Raw genomic sequence first — 18,710 nt, forward strand, 5'->3', positions numbered from 1 at the left:
GAAAACTCCACGCCTACGCCGCAGTGGCTTGCCGCTGGTCGTGTCGGGCGATCTCCGGACGACTCCGATCCGGCGTCAGATCGAGGCGAACAGAGCCACCGCCACACCCAGCATGATGAGGGCGACGACCGCGTCGAGCACCTTCCACGCACGCGGACTGGCGAAGAACCCGGACAGCCTGCGCGCCCCGCCACCGAGGGCGGTGAACCACAGAACGCTCGCGATGCACGCACCGAAAGCGAACGCCCACTTGCCGTTTCCGTGTCCGTTCGCGATGGCGCCCATGGTGATGACGGTGTCGAGGTAGACGTGGGGGTTCAGCCAGGTCAGGGCCAGCGCCGTGCCCACCGCGATCCAGCGTCCGGTGGACTCGGCTCCCCTGTCGTCGACCCCGGTGGCCTCGGCCTCGATCACCTCGTTGCTGCGCAGGCAGCGTCTGACGGCCAGCACCCCCAGCGCCCCCACGTAGAGTCCGCCGGCCACCTTGGCGAACGTCACCACCTCCGGATGCGCGCCGACGAGGGCGCCGAGTCCGGCGACACCCGCCACGATGAGGACGATGTCGGAGACCGCACAGACCGCCACGATCGACGCGGTGTGTCGGCGCGCGACACCCTGGCGCAGCACGAAGACGTTCTGGGGTCCGATGGCGATGATCAGGCCGGCTCCGGTCAGGAGTCCGGCGAGCGCGGGAACGAGATAGACGGTCACCGGGACGACGTTAGGAGCGCCCACCTGCCTCAGTACAGCGAAAGTTTCTCACGAATCATCAGCTGAGCTTCAGATTAGGCCGCGTCGTCGCCCAGTCCCGCGACGCGCAGGACCGCGCAGAACGCGTCGATGTAGTCGTCGATCTCCACGTCGCCGACCAGTCCCTGCTGCACGACCGCTCCCTGCATGACCGACACCATCACCTGGGCGAGGATCGTGGGTTCCGCGGGCAATTCGTGACCCGCCGCCCGCCAGTCCGTCAGGACGCGCTCGAAGACCCCGCGCAATCCACGGACGATGTCGCCCACGGTCTCCCGAAGGGCGGGATTGTTCGAGGCCTCACCCCACACCGTCAGAACCATCCGGAAACCGTCGGTCAACGGGGCGATCTCGAGCAGGATCCGTTCCGCGAGCGAACGCACCGCGGCCTCGGGTGAGGCGGGTCGGGCCCCCGGGTCGTCGAAGCCATTGATGCCCGTCTCGTATGCGACGAAGATCGACCGCGCGACCGCGGCGATCAGCTCCTCCTTCGAGGAGTAGTACGAGTAGACGGCTCCCGCACTGAGCCCGGATTCCCGGATCACGTCGGACATCGACGCGCGGTGGAACCCCTTGTCGATGAAGCAGCGGCGAGCGGCGTCGAGAATCTGCTGACTTCGTTCGAGCTTGCGTTCGTCGCTGATCTTCGGCATGCGGACAGTCTAAAACGAATATTCGTTCTTGATTCCAGCCTACGGTCGGCGCATACTCTCCAAAACGAAGGCTCGTTCTTTTTAGGAGATGCCATGACCACCGAGCTGCACCCGACGGATACCCGACCAGATGGCCCCGGCGCGACCGCGGGACCCGCGTCAGGCCATGTACCGAGCTGGCGGCAGGTGGCGGCGATGATCGTCGGAATCCCGACGCTCGTGGTCGCGATCGCCGCGATGTTCGTGTCGCTGGCCGTCGATCCCGAACCACACGAGGCCCCACTGGGTCTCGTCGCACCTCCGGCCGCTGCGCAGACGATCGAGTCGGCCCTCGCCGAGCGGGCGGGCCCCGACGCCTTCGTCGTCGAACGATTCACCGACGTCGACGACGCCCGCGCCGCGATCGAACGGCGCGATCTGGTGGGCGCGATCGCGGTCGGACCCGGCGGGGTCACGGTCCTGACCGCCGAGGCGGGATCCCCCGTGCTGGCGCAGGTCGTCTCCGGGGTGGGCAGTGGCATCGCCACCGCTCAACGCGTACCCGTCGCCATCGAAGCAGTCGTCCCCACCCCCGAAACCGACGCCCGCGGAACCGGTTTCGCCGCCGGATTGTTGCCGTTGCTGATCGCCGGCATGGCACTGGGCGGAGCAGCGGCGGTCGCGCTGCGCGGGCGCGTCGCGATGCAGGTGACGTTGGCGGTCCTGGGTCCGCTGATGGCCGGCTTCGGCTTCGCGGCGACATGGTCATGGCTGGGCGTCATCGACGGTGGAGTCGGCGCCGTCGGTCTCGCCTCGGCCCTGATGATCGGTGCGATCACCTGGTTCACGGTCGGCGCGGGAAGTCTGCTTGGTACCGCGGGTGTCGGGGTGTCCGCGCTGGTGATGGTGCTGATCTCCAACCCGTTGTCGGGTCTGGCGTCGTCCCCGTACCTGCTCCCCGCCCCGTGGGGAGCGATCGGACAGTGGCTGGCACCCGGCGCAGGCGGCACGCTGCTCCGCTCGGTCGCGTACTTCCCGGCCGCGAGCATCACCGGAGAAGCAGCCGTGCTCGTCGGCTGGGTGGCGATCGGCGCCGGACTGCTCGCACTCGGGGTGATGCGCGGGCGCCGGGCCGCCCAGCCGAGTTCCGTCCCGGCCTGATCCGGGTCGTCTAGCCTCGGCTCGTGGACATCAGCCAGGAAGGCCTGCGCACGCTGGCCGCGGTGCTGCGCGAGGGAACGTTCGACGCCGCGGCCACCGCCCTGCACATCACCCCGTCGGCGGTGAGCCAGCGGATCAAGGCGCTCGAGTCCGCTGCCGGCCGGGTCCTGTTGCGGCGGACCAAGCCCGCGACCGCCACCCCTGACGGCGAGGTGCTGGTCCGCCTGGCCAAACAATGGGAACTCTTGCTCGCCGAGACACGAGCCGAGTTCGTCGGCGCCCCCGACGACGACGGGCTGCCACTGGTCGAGCGTCCACGCATCCACCTCCCGATCGCCACCAACGCCGATTCCCTCGCGACCTGGTTGCTGCCGGTACTGGCACAGTTCCACCGGGAACACGCGGTGGCCGTCGAGATCTTCCGCGACGACGAGACACGCAGCAGCACCCTGCTCCGCACCGGCGACGTGCTCGCCGCGGTGACCTCGGAGCCTCTGGCGATTCGCGGGTGTACACTCCAGTCGCTCGGCACGATGCGCTATCTGCCCGTTGCCACAACGGAATTCATCGAGACCTGGCTGCCCGACGGACCCGACGCCGATTCCCTGACCCGCGCCCCGATGGTGCAGTTCGACCGCAACGATCACATCCAGCGGAACATCTCGGCGGCCCTCGCGGGCCGGCCCGTCGACCCGCCGGCGGTCTACATCCCGGCGTCGACCGAATACCACCGCGCCGTCACGCTCGGGATCGGCTGGGGCGCGGTTCCCGTCGTCCAGATCGCCGAGGCTCTCGACGCGGGTCGCGTCCGCCTCATCGCCGACCACCACATCGACGTCCCGCTGTACTGGCAGTACTGGAAGCTGAGTTCACCTCTGCTACAAGCACTCACGGCAAGTGTCGTCGAAGGCGCCGCCCGTGTTCTCTAGAGCCGATTCCATAGCCCGAAGCCGCGGTTCGCGCGATTTCGGACTATAGGACGGCGGGATCGACCAGCTTCGGGTGCGCGTCGTCGACGAGGGGGTTCTCGATCTCGTCGCGCCACATGCGCGCGGCGACGTAGAAGGCCCACGCGATCGGCACCGGTAACAACCCGCCCAGCACGAACGTGGCGGTCAGTCCGATGGCCGAGGAGACGGGGGCGGCGATCGCCATCGACACCGGCATCAGCGCGACCGACACGAAGAAGTCGAGGCTGGCGATGCGACCCAGCAGCGCGGGCGGGACCCGACGCTGTAACAGCGTCCCCCACAGGACCATCGGGCCGTCGAACAAGATGCCCATGGTCACCCCGGCGGCGATGAACATCCAGGTCGAATCGGCGAGACCCATCAACACCAGCGGCAGGCTCGAGAACGCCCACAGCGAGAACATGACGGTCAGGTACCGGCGCGGCATCGGGATCGAGGCGAAGACCAGCGACGCCGCGGCCGCACCGAGCCCGAATCCGGCCAGAACCCAGGCGTGCTGGGTCGCACCTCCGTCGATGCGCTCGCGCAGCGCGAACGGGACGAGGACCTCGATCGGACCGAGCGTCGCCAGCACCAGCACGCACGCGAAGAGCAGCGTCCCCCACAGCCACGGAGTCCACGCCATGTAGACGAATCCCTCGGCCAGGTCGGTCACGATCCGGCGGACGCCGGCGCCCTCGACCGCCACTTCCGGCTGGTCCTGCGCCGCCTCTCCGAAGCGCCGTGCGGTGACCGGCGACATCGCGAGATAACAAGCACCGGAGGCGATCGCCGCGATCGCCGCCATCAGCACCGCGGGTCCCGGCGCCCAGGCACCGATGACGGCACCGGCGACCATCGGGCCGACCGCCTGGAAGACGACGGGACGGAAGAATCCCTCGATCCCGTTGGCCGCCTGCAGTTCCGAAGGCGCGACGATGCCGGGCAGGAGCGCCGAGTAGGCGGGGTAGTACATCCCGGTGGTGATACCGCCCAGCAGCGACGCCAGCACCACATGCCAGAGTTGCAGCACACCCGTGATCGACGCCAGACCGATCGCACCGAACGCGACCATCTTCGCGGCCTCGAGCCCGATCATGATGTGGCGCTGCGAGATACGGTCGGCAAGCACACCGCCGGCCAGTGTGGAGAACAGCATCCCCACCGCGGCCACGCCGGTGGCCAGCGACACCTGGCCCGGGCCGCCACCGAGCGCGATGACCTGCCAGATCACCGCGATCGTCCACACACCGTCGGCGAACATCGCGAGGATCAGTCCGGACGCGAGCAGCCGGTACTGCCGGCGCGCGAACGGCAACAGCGCGCGGGGCAGACGGGAGTCGACGGCGGATTTCACCCTTCGAGCTTGCCCGAACCGCCGGGCGGAGTGCCAGCCGATTTTCGCAAACGCCGGTTCTCCGGTGGAGCGGTCAGCTCGCCTTCCGCGAGGACTTCTTGGCCGGGGACTTCTTGGCCGTCGTCTTGCCTGCCGAACCGCCCGAGGACGTCTTCTTCGCGGTCGACTTGGCGGCCGCCTTCTTGGCCGGGGCCTTCTTCGCGGCGGTCTTCGCCGCAGCCTTCTTGGCCGGCGCCTTCTCGGCCCCGGTGCCCTCCGTGCCGGTGTCCTTCGAGTCGGTGTCCTTCGAGTCGGCGTCCGAACCCCCGCGGTCCTTCACCGAGGCACGCAGTGCGGCGAGGAGATCGGCGACGTCGGAGTCGTCGGTGTCCTTGTCCTCGTCGTCGGATTCGGGGAACGCCTCGCCCCCCTCGGACTTCGCCTCGATGAGCTTGGTCAACTCGTTCTGATAGGTGTCCTCGAACTCCGAGGGGTCGTAGTCCGACGCCATCGACTCGATCAGGGACGCCGCCATCTGTAGTTCCTGATCGCGGATCTCGGTGTCGTCGTCGAGGAAGCCGAAGTCGGGTTTACGGACCTCGTCGGGCCACAACAGGGTTTGGAGCGTCATCACGCCGTCGACGACACGCAGCGCGGCCACGCGGGTGCGGTTGCGCAGGGTGAACGAGGCGATCGCCAGCCGGTCCGTCTCCTCCAGCGCTTTCGCCAGCAGGACGTAGGCCTTCGGCGACTTCGACGACGGCTCGAGATAGTAGGGCTTGTCGAAGTAGATCGGGTCCACCTGCTCGGCGGGCACGAACTCCAGGATCGAGATCTCGGGGCTCTTCTGCACCGGCAGCGACGCGAGGTCTTCCTTGGTGAGGATCACCGTCTCGCCGGACTCGGCTTCGTAGGCGTTGGCGATGTCGCCGTAGTCGACCTCGGTGTCGGTGCCCTCGCGCACGCGGCGATAGCGGATGCGGGTGCCGTCCGACGAGTCGACCTGGTAGGACTTGCGGTCGTGGCTCTCGGTCGCCGAATAGACCTTGACCGGCACATTGACCAGACCAAAGCTGAGGTCGCCCTTCCAGATCGAGCGCATGGATGCCATTCTGCCAGGACTTGGGCTCCGATGGCGGTAGGGAACGGCAATCCGGTGGGTGAGCACCGCTTCGGAGTGGATTTCCGGGTGTAGGCTTGGCGATACACCGGATCTCATATCTGGCGGCATTCTGCCAGCGCCCCGGTGCCGTACGGCCGCTCGACGTTGGCGGTCAGGCAGGGCGGTCGCCCAATGATCACCACCTCGCGAATTCTCGACACCGCCCCACGCAGCCGTCTGTACGGACACACAGGGGACTATCACCGGGCGCGTCCCGGGCATTCTCACCATCCGGACATCGTCGTCTCCGGTATCCAGGAGGAGGATTCTCGGCGCGTACCCGGTGACACGCTGGCCGAATGGGACGTCTGGTTCGCCCCCGCCACCGCCGCGACCCCGGGACGACCCGTCGGTGATGTGCTCGCCCGGCGCAACGTGAGACGCTCCCGCCATTCACGCACAGCGACTGTCGACGACGACTCCCACCCGGTCATCCTCTTGGCGACCGACGTCCACCGGTCGTTCGCCGAAGAGATCTGGCAGCACGTGATCCTGGCGGCAGAACGCGGCGGGACTCTCTCGGATGTGCTGATCGAAGCGGACTCGGCACGCCGATGACGACACGAACCGATCTCCCGCCCATCACCCGCAAGCTCAACTCCCAGCTCCTCGGCCTCGCCGCCGGCAGCTCGCTCGACCCCGAGACTGCGGCTGTGATCAAGGACCTCGGCGCCCACATACTCAGCGCCGTGGCGGAATTGGAGAACGACCTCATCATCGCCAAGGCCGCAACTTCCTCCCCCTCCCCCGCCGCCCCCTCCGCCTCCGCGATCCCGGCGAATGGCCGGAACGGACATCAACCCCAGGAAAGCACCTCATGACTCCAGATGCCTCACCCTCGTCACGGATACAGTTCAAACCCGCCGGATCAGACCGCGGCTCGGTCGACGGAGCGTGGTGGCCCCACACCCGAGACCTCGCCGACGAGACGCGCGCAATCGCACCCGCGATCGAAGAACACCTGAAGCGACTCGAACGCGTCGGCTACGCCGTCCGCGATTGGGAATCCTCCGACACCACCAAGATCGCGATCGACGGAAAACGGATCAGTCTGGAAGGGTTCACGGTCTGGACACCGGCAACCGTCAGATTCACGGGCGCCGCGAATACGCTCACACTCGCGGTGATCCCCCCGGACACCGATGCACGGACCGCGCGCGAGATCATGACGCGAGCCACCGACAAGCACAGCACCGGAAGCGCTTCGACGCTCCTCAACCCGCCGACATAATCGGCGGGTCCGCCGGCGCCGCTTGTGGCGAGACAGCTGAATCCGCCGGCCGGTGACCCATCCAGCCGACATTGTGGACAATGGGGGACATGGCAGGCGGCGAGATTCTGGAGGTCGACGGCCGCCGGATCTCGATCACCAACCTCTCGAAGGTGCTCTATCCGGCGACCGGGACCCGCAAGTTCGAGGTCATCGACTACTACTCGCGCATCGCCGACGTCCTCCTCCCCCATGTACGCAATCGCCTGATCACCCGCAAGCGGTGGCCCAACGGCGTCGAATCGACCCCGTTCTTCGAGAAGAACGTCCCCGAGAGCGCGCCCGAATGGATTCGACGCCACGGCATCCAGCACAGTGAACGGGTCATCTCCTATGCGATGGCCGACGACCGTGCCACGCTGGTCTGGCTCGCCCAGATGGCCGTGCTCGAGATCCACACACCGCAGTGGCGGCTCCCCATGGGGCCCGACGGAGCGCCCATGGCCAACCGCATCGTCTTCGACCTCGATCCCGGTCCACGGGTGCCGCTGCACCGGACCGCGGAGGTCGCGTGCGAGATACGCAACTGGCTCGGCGGGGCGACCACCTACCCGGTGACCAGCGGCGGCAAGGGCATCCACCTATACGCACGGCTTCCCAAACCCGTGACGTCCGACGCGGCGCGCAAGGTGGCACAAGAGGTCGCCAACGAGTTCGCGCGCCAGCACAGCGATTTCATCACCGCCAAGATGTCCAAGTCGCTGCGCGACGACAAGGTCTTCATCGACTGGAGCCAGAACAACGCCGCCAAGACCACCCTCGCCCCCTACTCGCTGCGTGGTCGCGAGCAACCGTGGGTGGCGGCGCCTCGCACCTGGGAGGAGATGGAGGACCCGAAGCTCTCCCAGCTGCTCTACACCGAGGTGCTCGACCGGGTCGACGAGTTCGGCGATCTCCTCGACGGTCTCGACGACCCCTACCGCGACGCCGATGACGGCGGGCCGGAACCCGTTGTCGAGCCCGCGGCGGGCCAGGTCATCAATCTGAAAGAGTACCGGCGCAAGCGCGACCAGTCGAAGACGCCCGAGCCTTTCGGCGACGAGGCGTACCGGCAGCGCGTGGAGTCCGAGAGTCCCTCCGATGAGCCCGATTCCACGGACTCCCCGACGGACCGGGCACCGATCTTCGTGATCCAGGAACACCACGCCCGACGCCTGCACTACGACTTCCGCCTCGAGCACGACGGCGTCCTGGTGTCGTGGGCGGTGCCGAAGAACCTGCCCACCGATCCCGATCAGAACCGGCTCGCGGTGCAGACCGAGGACCACCCCATGGACTACGCCGACTTCGAAGGCGACATCCCGGCGGGCGAATACGGCGGCGGGCACGTGTCCATCTGGGACAAGGGCACATTCGAGCTCGAGAAGTGGCGGGACAAGGAGGTCATCGTCCGCCTGCACGGCGAACGCGTCCAGGGGCGGTACGCGCTGATCCGAACCGGGGAGAAGAACTGGCTCGCCCACCTCATGAGCGACGAGCCGCGGCCGATCGTCCCCGACAGCCTCACCGATCCACGCCCGATGCTCGCGACCGATGAGTCGATCGACGGTCTCAACGGCCGCGACTGGGCGTTCGAGGGGAAGTGGGACGGGTACCGGTTGCTCATCCGCTCGGTCGGCGGCGACTTCCGGCTCACCTCCCGATCAGGCATCGACATGACCGCCGACTTCCCCGAACTCGCCGGTCTCGCAGACGATCTCGGGCTCATGGACGTGGTACTCGACGGCGAGGTCGTCGCCATCGACTCCTCCGGACGCACCAACTTCACCCTCCTGACCTCGCGCCGGCACACCGACGAGCCGTACTCGCTGCGGTTACACCTGTTCGACATCCTGTTCCTCAACGGCTCGTCGCTGCTGCGCAAGCCGTGGTCGGTCCGGCGCGAGCTCCTCGAGGAACTCGCACCTGCGTTCCGCAACTCCGCCTTCGTCGAAGTTCCGCCGCTGCTCCCCGGCCCGGGATCGGCCGCTGTCGAGTACAGCCGCGAACACAATCTCGAAGGCGTTGTCGCCAAACGCCGCAACTCGGTGTACCAGCAGGGGCGCCGGTCGACGACCTGGCTGAAGCACAAGAACTGGAGCGACATCGAGGTCGTCGTCGGCGGATATCGACCGGGGCGCGGCAACCGCGCGCACACCATCGGCTCCCTGCTGATCGGTCTGCCCGAGGAGACGGGACTGCGCTACGTCGGTCGGGTCGGCACCGGTTTCACCGACGCCCAGCTGCGTTCGCTCGCCGAGGAACTCGGCCCGTTGGAGATCTCGCGGTCGCCGTTCCTGGACAAACTCGACCGCCCGGTCGAGTCGAGTGCGGTGTGGGTGCTCCCCAAGATCGTCGGCGAGGTCCGTTTCATGGACTGGACGACGGCCGGACACCTGCGTCACCCCAGCTGGCGGGGAATCCGCCGGGACAAACTGCCCGGCGACCTCTGAGCTGCGACGGCACTGCGACCGGACGAGAACAGGAGCGTGGACATGACCGGCGAGACGATCACCATCGCCGCGGCCGACGATGACACCGATGCCTATGTGGCCCGGCCTGACTCGTCGTCACCCGGCGCCCTTCTACCCGGCGTGCTGTTCCTCACCGACGTGATCGGACTACGACCTCGGATCGAGGCCATGGCCGACCGCATCGCGTCGTGGGGTTATGTCGTGCTGGTACCGCACCTGTTCCACCGGTTCGGGTCCCCCGCCGACTGGGCACCCACCGAGGATCTCCTGCTGCCCGAGGCTCGGGCCGCGTTCTTCGGATCCGCGATGCCTCGGGCGCGGACCCTCACCCCCGACGCGGTGCGCCCCGACCTCGTCGCCTACCTCGACGCGCTGCGCTCCCTGCCGGGCGTCGCGCCCGGCCCGATCGGTGTCACCGGCTACTGCATGGGCGGTCGGCTCGCGCTGAACATCGCAGCCGCCCGGCCCGACGATGTGGCCGCGGTCGGCATGTTCCACACCGGCGAACTCGTCACCGACGACCACGACAGTCCGCACCTGCATCTGGTCGGCATCAACGCATTCGTCCTCGCGATCCACGCCGACAGGGACCGGTCGCTACCCGCCATGGCAGTGGCCCAGTTCGAACACGCCCTGATCGGCGGGGGCGTGGCGCATTCGGCGACCGTCTACCCCGGTGCACCGCATGGCTATACGATGTCCGACCTGGAGGCCTACCACCACGAGGCCTGCGAACATCACTTCACCGAACTCGAGGCCCTGTTCGGCAGGACCTTGTCCGAGTGAGTCGGTCGCGGCACGTGGCCGGACAACCGACAATGAGATGCGCTGTCGCTGCGACGTTCACAGCCAATCCACAGAGGATTCCGAACCCGACCCCACACTACGAGTCCACTCTCGACACATGAGAAGAAGCAAGAACACCGTCTCCGTCCCGCTCGTGGTCCTCGAAGATCCCGCCGCCATCGATTACGCCCACGCCCTGTTCCGCCTCGACATCCCGGTGGCCGTCGTCAGCAGCGAGTACTCCGCCGTCTTGCCGTTCATGGTGGGAAACAACGGGTACACGGCGGCACTCGTCGCCGATGTCGACGATCCCGAGCAGCTCGCCGAGGCGATCGTGATCATCGAACGGCGCTTCGGCCGAGTCGATTCCGTGATCCGCTACGCCACCGATCTCCCCACCGCCCGCGCCTCCTGAGGATCACGGACCCACCTCTGGGAGCAGGCCTCCTCACGAGGCGGGCGTCGACTCCGGTGCACCGATCGGGCGCCCTTGGCGCAGCGGGAGTTCCTTCCACGTGATCGTGCCGATGATGGCCAGCAGCGAGATGATCGACACCGCCAGGAACACGCGGTCCATCGAGTCGGCGAAGCCCTCCTTGATCGGCTGTGCCACCTCGGTGGGCAGCTTCTCGATGACGGAGGTGTCACTCATGACGCTGTCCGACGATCCGGCCGCGGCGCCGGGGTTCTGCGCGGCCGCGATGAGCGACTGTCCGAACGCGCTGACTTGCGGGTCGCTGCTCTGGGAGGCCTCCACGACCGCGGCCCGGTACTCGGGCTCGGCTGCCGCGGCGACCATCTCGTCCTGGATGCTCGGCCCCATGAACGAGAACAGCATCGAGAAGAAGACCGCGACGCCGAGTGTCCCGCCGATCTGGCGGAAGAAGGTGGCGGTACCGGTGGACAGGCCCATGTCCGTGGGCGGCAGGATGTTCTGCATGGCAAGGGTGATCGGCTGCATCAGGTTGCCGAGACCGAAACCGAGCAGCGCCGCCATCAGCATGACCAGGTAGACCGGGGTGTCGGTGCCGACCAGGTGCAGCAGAAAGGTGGCGGCGGTGATCAGCACCGCACCGACGATCGTGAAGATCTTGTAGCGGCCGGTACGGGAGATCAGCTGGCCCGACAGGATCGAGCCGGTCATGAGACCGAGCACCATCGGTAGCATCTGCAGCCCGGCGACCATCGGGCTCGATCCGCGGAGGACCTGAAAGTACTGCGGCAGCATCGAGATTCCGCCGAACATGACGGCACCGATGACGACCGAGATGATGATGCCCTGGCTGAACACCCGGTTCTGGAAGACGCGCAACGGAATAAGCGCGTCGTCGCCCATCTTGTGCTCGATCCAGATGAACGCGGCGATACCGAGCACGCCGATCACGTAGCAGAGAATCGAGAGCCCGGAGCTCCAACCCCATTGGCGCCCTTGTTCGGCGACGATGAGCAGCGGCGCCACCGCGACGGCGAGCGCTGTCGCGCCCCAGTAGTCGGTTCGCCCGCCGACACCCTTCTGCTGGTCGTAGTTGAGCACCTTGTAGACCACGAAGAGTGCGACGAGGCCGATCGGCACGTTCACGAGGAACACCCAGCGCCAGCCGGCCACCCACAGAATCGTCGTCTGGCCGGCGAACAGGCCACCGAGGACCGGGCCGAGAACACTGGAGGTACCGAACACGGCGAGGAAGTAGCCCTGGTACTTGGCACGTTCGCGCGGCGGCACGATGTCGCCGATGGTGGTCAAGGCGAGGGTCATCAGCCCGCCCGCGCCGAGTCCCTGGAAAGCGCGGAACGCGGCCAGCTCGTACATCGACGTGGCGATCGTGCACAGCAACGAACCGACGATGAAGATCGAGATCGCCAGCAGGAAGAACGGTTTGCGGCCGTAGAGGTCGGACAGTTTGCCGTACAGGGGTGTCACGATCGTCGCGGTGACGAGGTAGGCCGTGGTCACCCAGGCCTGCATGTCGTAGCCCTGCAGGTCGTCGGCGATGGTCCGGATCGCAGTCGACACGATGGTCTGGTCGAGCGCGGCGAGGAACATGCCCATCATGAGTCCGGCCAGGATGGTCAGGATCTGGCGATGGGTCAGTCCGGCACCGGCGACCTCATCGTCGTGGGCCACTGTGTCGGCGCCCGACGGGGAGTCTGTCATTGTCGTCCTTTCACGGGTTTCGTGCATCCGCGTCCGGCGTGCGGGCTGGGCACGCCGGGTTGAGGGCCGCATCGGCAGCGTCGACGAATCGTCCGAGAAGCCTGACCAGGGTGTGCAGTTCGTCGTCCGACCAATCCGCCATCACGCCGGCCATCGCTGATCGCCGGATCTCGCGCATACCCAGGACGCGGTCCCGGCCCGCGTCGGTGATGACGAGCAGGGTGGCGCGGCCGTCGTCGGGGTCCGCCTCACGGCGGATCAGTCCGTGGTCCACGAGCTGTGCCACGTGACGACTCACCGTCGACGGATCGGCACTCATCGCCTCGGCGAGCTCACGGGATCGCATCGATCGTCGGGACAGCGGGAACAGTGCCTTGAACGCTGCCGCCTCGAACTCACCCTCGCGCGTCCGGAACGTGGTGTGGACCGCCCGCTCGCGGATCCGCACGAACCGCTGCAGCGTCTCGAACAGGTCGTCGAACGCCTGGTGATCGAGAGCCGGCACAGCACTCACCTCCGGGCGACGTCTTTACTTTCACTTTGCAATTAGTTGCGGTGTGCAACTAGTTGCCGAACGCAAGTGTGCACGCACACGGGAGAGAATGCAAACAGTTCGATGCCGGGGGTCGGGTGGTCGCCCGGGGACGCACCCGAAGACAGCCGCCGACCTGCCAGGTCGGGGGTTGGCAGGTCGGCGACTCACCCACATGTCGCTCGCGGGCCGTCCGACGTTACCGGCGTCGATCGGAGAAGCGGGCTGAGCCACATCGGCGGCGCGGAAGTGCGTTGCGCCTCGTGGCGCAGTGGGCGATGCATCGCCGGACCCTGCCTGCGGTTAGCCTCGTGGGAGTCAGGAACCGTGACAGGAGCTCTTCGTGTTCGTTGTCGCCCACATCAGCGACCTGCATTTCAACGGGACGCGGTTCAATCGGGCCCGCATCCAGGCCGCACTGAGCTACATCAATGCTCGTGCCGCGGGCATCGACGTCCTGCTGGTGACCGGCGACATCGCCGACGAGGGTGCGGCCAGCGAGTACCGCGAGGCCCACGGGGTGCTCGACAGTCCGCTGCCGATGCTGATCACGGCCGGCAACCACGACGTCCGCGAACCGTTCAGCGCCGCCCTCATCGGCACCGAGACCTCCGGTCCGATCAATCACGCCCGGACGGTGCGCGGACGCGACGGTTCCGATGTTCTCTTCTTGATGTGTGACAGCTCCATACCCGGCCGCAACGACGGCCGCCTCGATGATGCGACGATCGCCTGGCTGTCGGACCGGCTCAGCGCGACACCCTCGGACACCCCGGTGTTCATCGCTTTTCACCATCCGCCGGTCGAGTTGCACATGCCGTTCATGGACTCGATCCGCCAGTACGACGAGGACCGCCTCGCCGCCCTGGTCGGACAACATCCGAACATCGTCGCGTTCCTCTGCGGACACGCGCACACCCCGGCGGTGACCACCTTCGCCGAACGCCCGCTGTGCGTCGCGCCGGGTGTGTCGTCGACGCTCAACCTCCCATTCGAGGGCCGGGAGGTCGTCAATCGCGGTCAGCCGCCGGGGATCGCGTTCCACCTCTACGAGGACGAGCGGTTCGTCACCCACTTCCGATCGGTGATGTTCTGACGCGTGTCCGCAGCAGCATCGTCAACGCGCAGATGTCGTTTCGGGATCGCGGCGCCGGGAGCGGAGCGAATCGTCACCGGTGACCGGCGCGATGCTCTGCGGGGTGACCTCGTAGACACGTGCGGTCGCGATGTCGAAGTACAGTCCGACGATGCGCAGTCGCGCGTCTGCCGCGGCGCGTCCGACGAGCGGGTGCCGCGCGAGCGTCTCGATCTGCTTCGCGACGTTCACCACGGCCAACTGGTCGACCTCGGCCATTCCCAACTCGGCCGCGGCGCGTCCGGCCGGGTGCCCGTGGCGGAAGGCCACTAGGCTCGGGACCGCGTGCTTGAGCCACCGCTGGATCGGCGTCTGCTCCGACGGCGTCGCCGATCCGGCGTGATTGTCTGACCGTTCGCTGTCGAGCAGCGCGTGCATCGCCCGCCACGACGAGTGACCGCAGACGACGATGGACGACACCCCCAGCTCCCCGATCGCGAACTCCAGTGCGGCCTCGACTGATACGTCGTCACTGTCGGTCGGTATCAGATTACCCACGTTGCGCACCGTGAACAGGTCGCCCGGACCGCTGGCGGTGATGATGTTGGGCAGCAGCCGCGAGTCGGCACAGGTCACGAAGAACGAATCGGGGTCCTGCGCCTCGGTGACATCGGCCAGCATCGCGCGCAGGGCGTCGGCATGCTCGTTCTCGTACTCGTCGACGCCGCCGAGGACCGACCGGAGCGCGGCCGGACGGTCCGGGTCCACCGACGTCTCCGACTCGGTTCGATTGCGCCACGGTGTCAGTCCGGCGAAACCGGAGGTGTGGCGCCGCGGTGGACGTCGAGGGGCGTCGACGAGCCGGGCACGCCCCTTCTCGACGACCAGCACCGTGCCGCCGCCGGCCTCGTGCGCCCAGCGGAAGTCCTCGAGCATCTCCGACGCCGCGTTGTCGAGGAAGTCGGTGTCGAGTTCGAGCGTCAGGTGCGCCCCGTCCGGCACCTGCGACAACGCCTTGTTCAGCTTCGGCAATGACAGGAAGCTCAGCGAGCCGCGCACGCGTACTGTCCATTGCTGCGCACCATCGTCGGTACCGCTTGCCTCCGAGGTGATCTCGGCGCGGACCACCCGCCACACGACGAGTCCGATCGCCACTGCCAGGCCGATGCCCACGCCCTCGAGCAGATTGAGGAAGACCACCGCGACCACCGTGATGACATAGACCCACAGATCTCCGGTGCGCAGCGCGATCCGCATGTGTGCCAGCTTCACCAGCTGGATGCCGATGACCACCAGCAGGCCAGCCAGAGCGGCCATCGGGATCTGCTCGACCAGCCCGGTGAGCAGCGCGGCGAAGACCAGCACCCACACGCCGTGCATGACCGCCGACGCCGAGGTCCGCGCGCCGGAGTTGACGTTGGTGGTGCTGCGCACGATCACGCCGGTGACCGGCAGTCCGCCGAGCATCCCCGAGGTGATGTTCGCACTGCCCTGTCCGAGCAGTTCGCGATTGAGGTCGCTGCGCGGACCGGTGTGCATCTTGTCCACCGCGACCGCGGACAGCAGCGACTCGACGCTGGCGATCAGCGCGACCGTCAGCACCCCGAGAAGTACTGCAGCCCAACTGCTGTCGGGGAGTTCGGGAAGAGTGATGGCTTCGAAGAAGTTGCCGTCGATGCTGATCCGTTCGACGTCGAGGCCGAAGACGATCGTCAACGCCGTCGCACCGACGATCGCCACGAGCGGGCCGGGCACCTTGCGCACCGCGGCCGGCATCAGCGGCCAGATGAGCAGGACGGCGATCACCGTGCCACCCACGAGCGCGTCCGAAGTCTCGATGTCCGCCAGCCCCGCGGGCAGCGAGGTCACGTTCTCCCACGCACTGCTCGCCGAACTCCCGCCGAGCAGCACATGGATCTGCTGCAACGCGATGGTGATGCCGATACCGGCGAGCATCGCGTGGACGACCACCGGCGCGATGGCCAGCGCGGCGCCCGCGATCCGGCTCAGACCGAAGAGGATCTGCAAGACGCCCGCACCGACCGTGATGAAACATGTGACGCGCCAACCGAAGTTGGCGACCATGTCGGCGACGACCACGGTCAGACCAGCGGCCGGTCCCGAAACCTGTAGTGCGCTCCCACCTATCAGCCCGGCAACGATCCCACCGACGACCGCGGCGATGAGCCCGGCCAGTACAGGGGCATCCGACGCGATCGCGATACCCAATGACAACGGAAGGGCCACAAGGAAAACAACGAGAGATGCGGGTAGGTCGTACCGCACCACCTCGCGAACTCCGGGGCCCCGACTCCCCATTTTTCGCATATGTCCGACGCTACCGACGGTTTGTTGACATCAGATGAACTCCCGCGGCGTATTGCTGTGAAACCGGAGCGCAGCAGGGCGGCACTGTGATTCACTTCACGCCGATCGGCCACGGGGCCGGTCGGATCCGGGTGTCAGGCCGACGATCCCGCCTTCAGGAGTTCCTGGAGGATCTTCCCGCCGATCTCCGGGATGAGACCGGGGCCGGTCTCAGGGAGATTCTGCGGAAGCAGACCGGGTTCATGGGTGGCCGGGATGCGTGCTGTCCGGGTGGCTTCCAGCCTGATACCGGTCTGCTGGGCCTTGGTGAGCGGGGTTCGGTACTTCTCGAGGTCCGTTGCGGTGGTGAGGGACCCGACGACCCGCAGACCCATGGCTCCGAAGTCCGCGGCACCGCGTCGGATGTGATTGGGCGACGTGACGAGCACGATGTCCCGGATACCCTGCGCCCGCAGGATCTCGGCGGTGTTCTGCGCGTTGCCCACCGTCGACCCGGACTTGTCCTCGACGAGGATGCGGCTCGCGCTGACACCGTTGTCCAGGAGCCACGTCCGCATCGCGGCCGCCTCGGTGATGCCCTTCTTCGGCACGCCTCCGGTCACCACGAGGGGAGCCCCGGGCGTCACCTCCGACTGCGCCTTGCCGGCCGACACCCGGTTGACGAGTTCCGGCGCCATCTTCCCGTTCGCATTCAGTCCGTACCCGAGCACGACGATGGCCACTCGCCCGGACACCGGTTGAGGTGTGGTCGCCGGCACGATCTGCGCGGCGGTCGCGACACCCGAGATGATGTTGCGCGCCGTCGTCGCCAACGCCGGGTTGATCATCGACAGTCGGTTGAGTGCGGACCGGCCGACCACGACGTCATCGAGCTGGTCCGACCAGATCGCCTGGAGTGCAAGTGCATCAGAATCGGCAGGCGCCACCGCGAGGACCTGCTGCAGGAATTCGAGGCCGCCCGCGACGTCGCCCCCGGCGAACTTCGACTGCGCGTTGTTGTAGAGACCGGCCGGGTCGATCGCGGACGCAGTCGTCACCACCGAGGCGTCCTGCGCCGGCAATGTCCCGACCGCCACGCCGCCGAGCGCGGCAACCGCGATCGTCGCTGCGGCCGCGATCTTCCTACGCTTCACTCTGGTCACACCAGTCACTCGCGTTACAGTACGAGAGTTGCACAACGGCCCCGCACCCGTCCGATCCCAGATCGGTAACGGGTGCGGGGTGGATGCGGCGGGCGAAGCTCAGCGCTTCAGGCCGGCCACCTTCAGCAGCTCCGGACGGCGCAGGACGAGCCCGATCCACATCAGTACACCGAGGTAGACCGCGAACAGGACCGTGTCGAACAGCGGGGCCTCGATCCGCATGTTCGCCGTGACCGCGCCGCCGAGGTAGGCCGTGATCCCCACCGCGCCGAGCACGGCGGTGCGCGGGATGGCATAGACGACCAGGCACACGAGCAACACGACCCCCATCACGACGGCCTGGTCGGCCGGGAAGCCCAGCTCCTGCATGCCGTCGACCACCGCTTGCGGACGCGCCAGCTTGCCCGCGACGTCGAACGCGAGGAAGGCGCCGACGAGCACGCTGATGACGACTCCCGTTGTACGACGCCAGTTCCGACGCACCGGGCGCGCCTCATCGGAGGCGGTTGTGGTGGTCGTGACCGCCGGGCTGGCGGTGTCTCCGGCGGTGCTGTTGCGAGTCATGATGGCCTCCTGGCGAATGGTGCGAGTGGGTTGTGCAGGGATAGACACGCCTGCTCGCCAGAACTCATCGCCGGATCGGCCTGCACCCTCGGGGACGGACTGGCGTCGTTGTCCGGGCACCGCGGTGATCACTGGCCTTCGACGATCGACGACTACGCTGCCGACCTTGCGAAATTTGCGCGAGACGAGTTGCGTTCCTTCCATTCCCACACGGCGTAGAGCACCTCGGTGGTGTACCCCAGGTCCATCCGACCCCCACCGATCGGGACCGTCGCCTCCACACCCACCCGCGGATCAGGCCGCCACCCAGCAGGTCTCACCGTCGGCGGAGCCACCTCGATCTCGGCACCGTCAGGCCGGTGAAACGTAAACCGCTGCTGACCGTGCGCGGCAATCGAGAACTCACCCCGATGC

18 protein-coding genes and 1 pseudogene are annotated in these 18,710 nt (G+C 67.3%); 9 read left to right on the forward strand and 10 right to left on the reverse strand.

What is annotated here, in order from left to right; genetic code table 11:
• Nucleotides 1-75: 75 nt before the first annotated feature.
• Nucleotides 76-711 (reverse strand): LysE/ArgO family amino acid transporter, encoded by a 636-nt coding sequence (locus AMD30_RS16800; RefSeq protein WP_055476416.1) that lies wholly within the window; start codon nt 709-711, stop codon nt 76-78.
• A 74-nt stretch (nt 712-785) separates the two neighbouring features.
• On the reverse strand, nt 786-1,403 hold the full coding sequence (locus AMD30_RS16805) for a TetR/AcrR family transcriptional regulator (protein ID WP_055476417.1): 618 nt from the start codon (nt 1,401-1,403) through the stop codon (nt 786-788).
• Between the two features lie 93 nt (nt 1,404-1,496).
• On the opposite strand from AMD30_RS16805, the gene AMD30_RS16810 reads away from it, so the two are divergent.
• Nucleotides 1,497-2,543 carry a hypothetical protein gene (locus AMD30_RS16810; RefSeq protein ID WP_055476418.1) on the forward strand — a complete coding sequence of 349 codons (1,047 nt, stop codon included), beginning with the start codon at nt 1,497-1,499 and terminating at the stop codon, nt 2,541-2,543.
• Between the two features lie 23 nt (nt 2,544-2,566).
• Nucleotides 2,567-3,472 (forward strand): LysR family transcriptional regulator ArgP, encoded by a 906-nt coding sequence (locus tag AMD30_RS16815; RefSeq protein ID WP_055476419.1) that lies wholly within the window; start codon nt 2,567-2,569, stop codon nt 3,470-3,472.
• Between the two features lie 43 nt (nt 3,473-3,515).
• On the opposite strand, the gene AMD30_RS16820 is transcribed toward AMD30_RS16815, so the two are convergent.
• Together AMD30_RS16820 and ku are read right to left on the reverse strand one after the other, a co-directional pair.
• Nucleotides 3,516-4,850 (reverse strand): MFS transporter, encoded by a 1,335-nt coding sequence (locus tag AMD30_RS16820; RefSeq protein ID WP_055476420.1) that lies wholly within the window; start codon nt 4,848-4,850, stop codon nt 3,516-3,518.
• Between the two features lie 73 nt (nt 4,851-4,923).
• Nucleotides 4,924-5,931 (reverse strand): non-homologous end joining protein Ku, encoded by a 1,008-nt coding sequence (gene ku / locus AMD30_RS16825; protein WP_010843141.1) that lies wholly within the window; start codon nt 5,929-5,931, stop codon nt 4,924-4,926.
• Nucleotides 5,932-6,123: 192 nt separating this feature from the next.
• Between ku and AMD30_RS16830 the strand changes: the two genes are divergently transcribed.
• The 6 genes from AMD30_RS16830 to AMD30_RS16855 all read left to right on the forward strand — a co-directional run bounded on the left by AMD30_RS16830 (nt 6,124) and on the right by AMD30_RS16855 (nt 10,915).
• Entirely contained in the window at nt 6,124-6,549 is a 426-nt protein-coding gene (locus AMD30_RS16830) for a hypothetical protein (protein ID WP_055476421.1), read from the forward strand.
• The gene (locus AMD30_RS16835; protein ID WP_055476422.1) at nt 6,546-6,812 is read left to right on the forward strand and encodes a hypothetical protein; all 267 of its coding nucleotides are present in this window, start codon (nt 6,546-6,548) and stop codon (nt 6,810-6,812) included. The genes AMD30_RS16830 and AMD30_RS16835 overlap by 4 nt, the downstream gene beginning before the upstream one ends.
• Nucleotides 6,809-7,222: a DUF5994 family protein gene (locus AMD30_RS16840; RefSeq protein ID WP_010843144.1), complete on the forward strand. Its 414-nt coding sequence runs from the start codon at nt 6,809-6,811 to the stop codon at nt 7,220-7,222. Before AMD30_RS16835 ends, AMD30_RS16840 begins: the two co-directional genes overlap by 4 nt.
• Before the next feature lie 89 nt (nt 7,223-7,311).
• Nucleotides 7,312-9,693 (forward strand): ATP-dependent DNA ligase, encoded by a 2,382-nt coding sequence (locus AMD30_RS16845; protein ID WP_055476423.1) that lies wholly within the window; start codon nt 7,312-7,314, stop codon nt 9,691-9,693.
• Nucleotides 9,694-9,735: 42 nt separating this feature from the next.
• On the forward strand, nt 9,736-10,500 hold the full coding sequence (locus tag AMD30_RS16850; RefSeq protein ID WP_014928513.1) for a dienelactone hydrolase family protein: 765 nt from the start codon (nt 9,736-9,738) through the stop codon (nt 10,498-10,500).
• A gap of 118 nt (nt 10,501-10,618) precedes the next feature.
• Complete coding sequence (locus AMD30_RS16855) at nt 10,619-10,915, forward strand: hypothetical protein (RefSeq protein WP_010843147.1); 297 nt, start codon at nt 10,619-10,621, stop codon at nt 10,913-10,915.
• 33 nt (nt 10,916-10,948) lie between these two features.
• Here the strand turns inward: AMD30_RS16855 and AMD30_RS16860 are convergent, their stop codons facing one another.
• Together AMD30_RS16860 and AMD30_RS16865 are read right to left on the reverse strand one after the other, a co-directional pair.
• Nucleotides 10,949-12,655: an MDR family MFS transporter gene (locus AMD30_RS16860; protein WP_055476424.1), complete on the reverse strand. Its 1,707-nt coding sequence runs from the start codon at nt 12,653-12,655 to the stop codon at nt 10,949-10,951.
• Between the two features lie 10 nt (nt 12,656-12,665).
• Nucleotides 12,666-13,160 (reverse strand): MarR family winged helix-turn-helix transcriptional regulator, encoded by a 495-nt coding sequence (locus tag AMD30_RS16865; protein WP_055476425.1) that lies wholly within the window; start codon nt 13,158-13,160, stop codon nt 12,666-12,668.
• Between the two features lie 370 nt (nt 13,161-13,530).
• Between AMD30_RS16865 and AMD30_RS16870 the strand changes: the two genes are divergently transcribed.
• Nucleotides 13,531-14,283: a metallophosphoesterase gene (locus tag AMD30_RS16870; protein WP_010843152.1), complete on the forward strand. Its 753-nt coding sequence runs from the start codon at nt 13,531-13,533 to the stop codon at nt 14,281-14,283.
• A 21-nt stretch (nt 14,284-14,304) separates the two neighbouring features.
• Here the strand turns inward: AMD30_RS16870 and AMD30_RS16875 are convergent, their stop codons facing one another.
• From AMD30_RS16875 to AMD30_RS25505, 4 genes and pseudogenes are all read right to left on the reverse strand, one after another.
• Nucleotides 14,305-16,581 carry a SulP family inorganic anion transporter gene (locus AMD30_RS16875; protein WP_055476426.1) on the reverse strand — a complete coding sequence of 759 codons (2,277 nt, stop codon included), beginning with the start codon at nt 16,579-16,581 and terminating at the stop codon, nt 14,305-14,307.
• Nucleotides 16,582-16,724: 143 nt separating this feature from the next.
• Nucleotides 16,725-17,732 carry a YdcF family protein gene (locus tag AMD30_RS16880; protein WP_055476427.1) on the reverse strand — a complete coding sequence of 336 codons (1,008 nt, stop codon included), beginning with the start codon at nt 17,730-17,732 and terminating at the stop codon, nt 16,725-16,727.
• Between the two features lie 99 nt (nt 17,733-17,831).
• On the reverse strand, nt 17,832-18,296 hold the full coding sequence (locus AMD30_RS16885; protein ID WP_055476433.1) for a DoxX family protein: 465 nt from the start codon (nt 18,294-18,296) through the stop codon (nt 17,832-17,834).
• Nucleotides 18,297-18,448: 152 nt separating this feature from the next.
• A pseudogene (locus AMD30_RS25505) lies at nt 18,449-18,710 on the reverse strand (HNH endonuclease); the annotation flags it as partial.

It is taken from the genome of Gordonia sp. HS-NH1 (assembly GCF_001418765.1).
Classification (GTDB): Bacteria; Actinomycetota; Actinomycetes; order Mycobacteriales; family Mycobacteriaceae; genus Gordonia.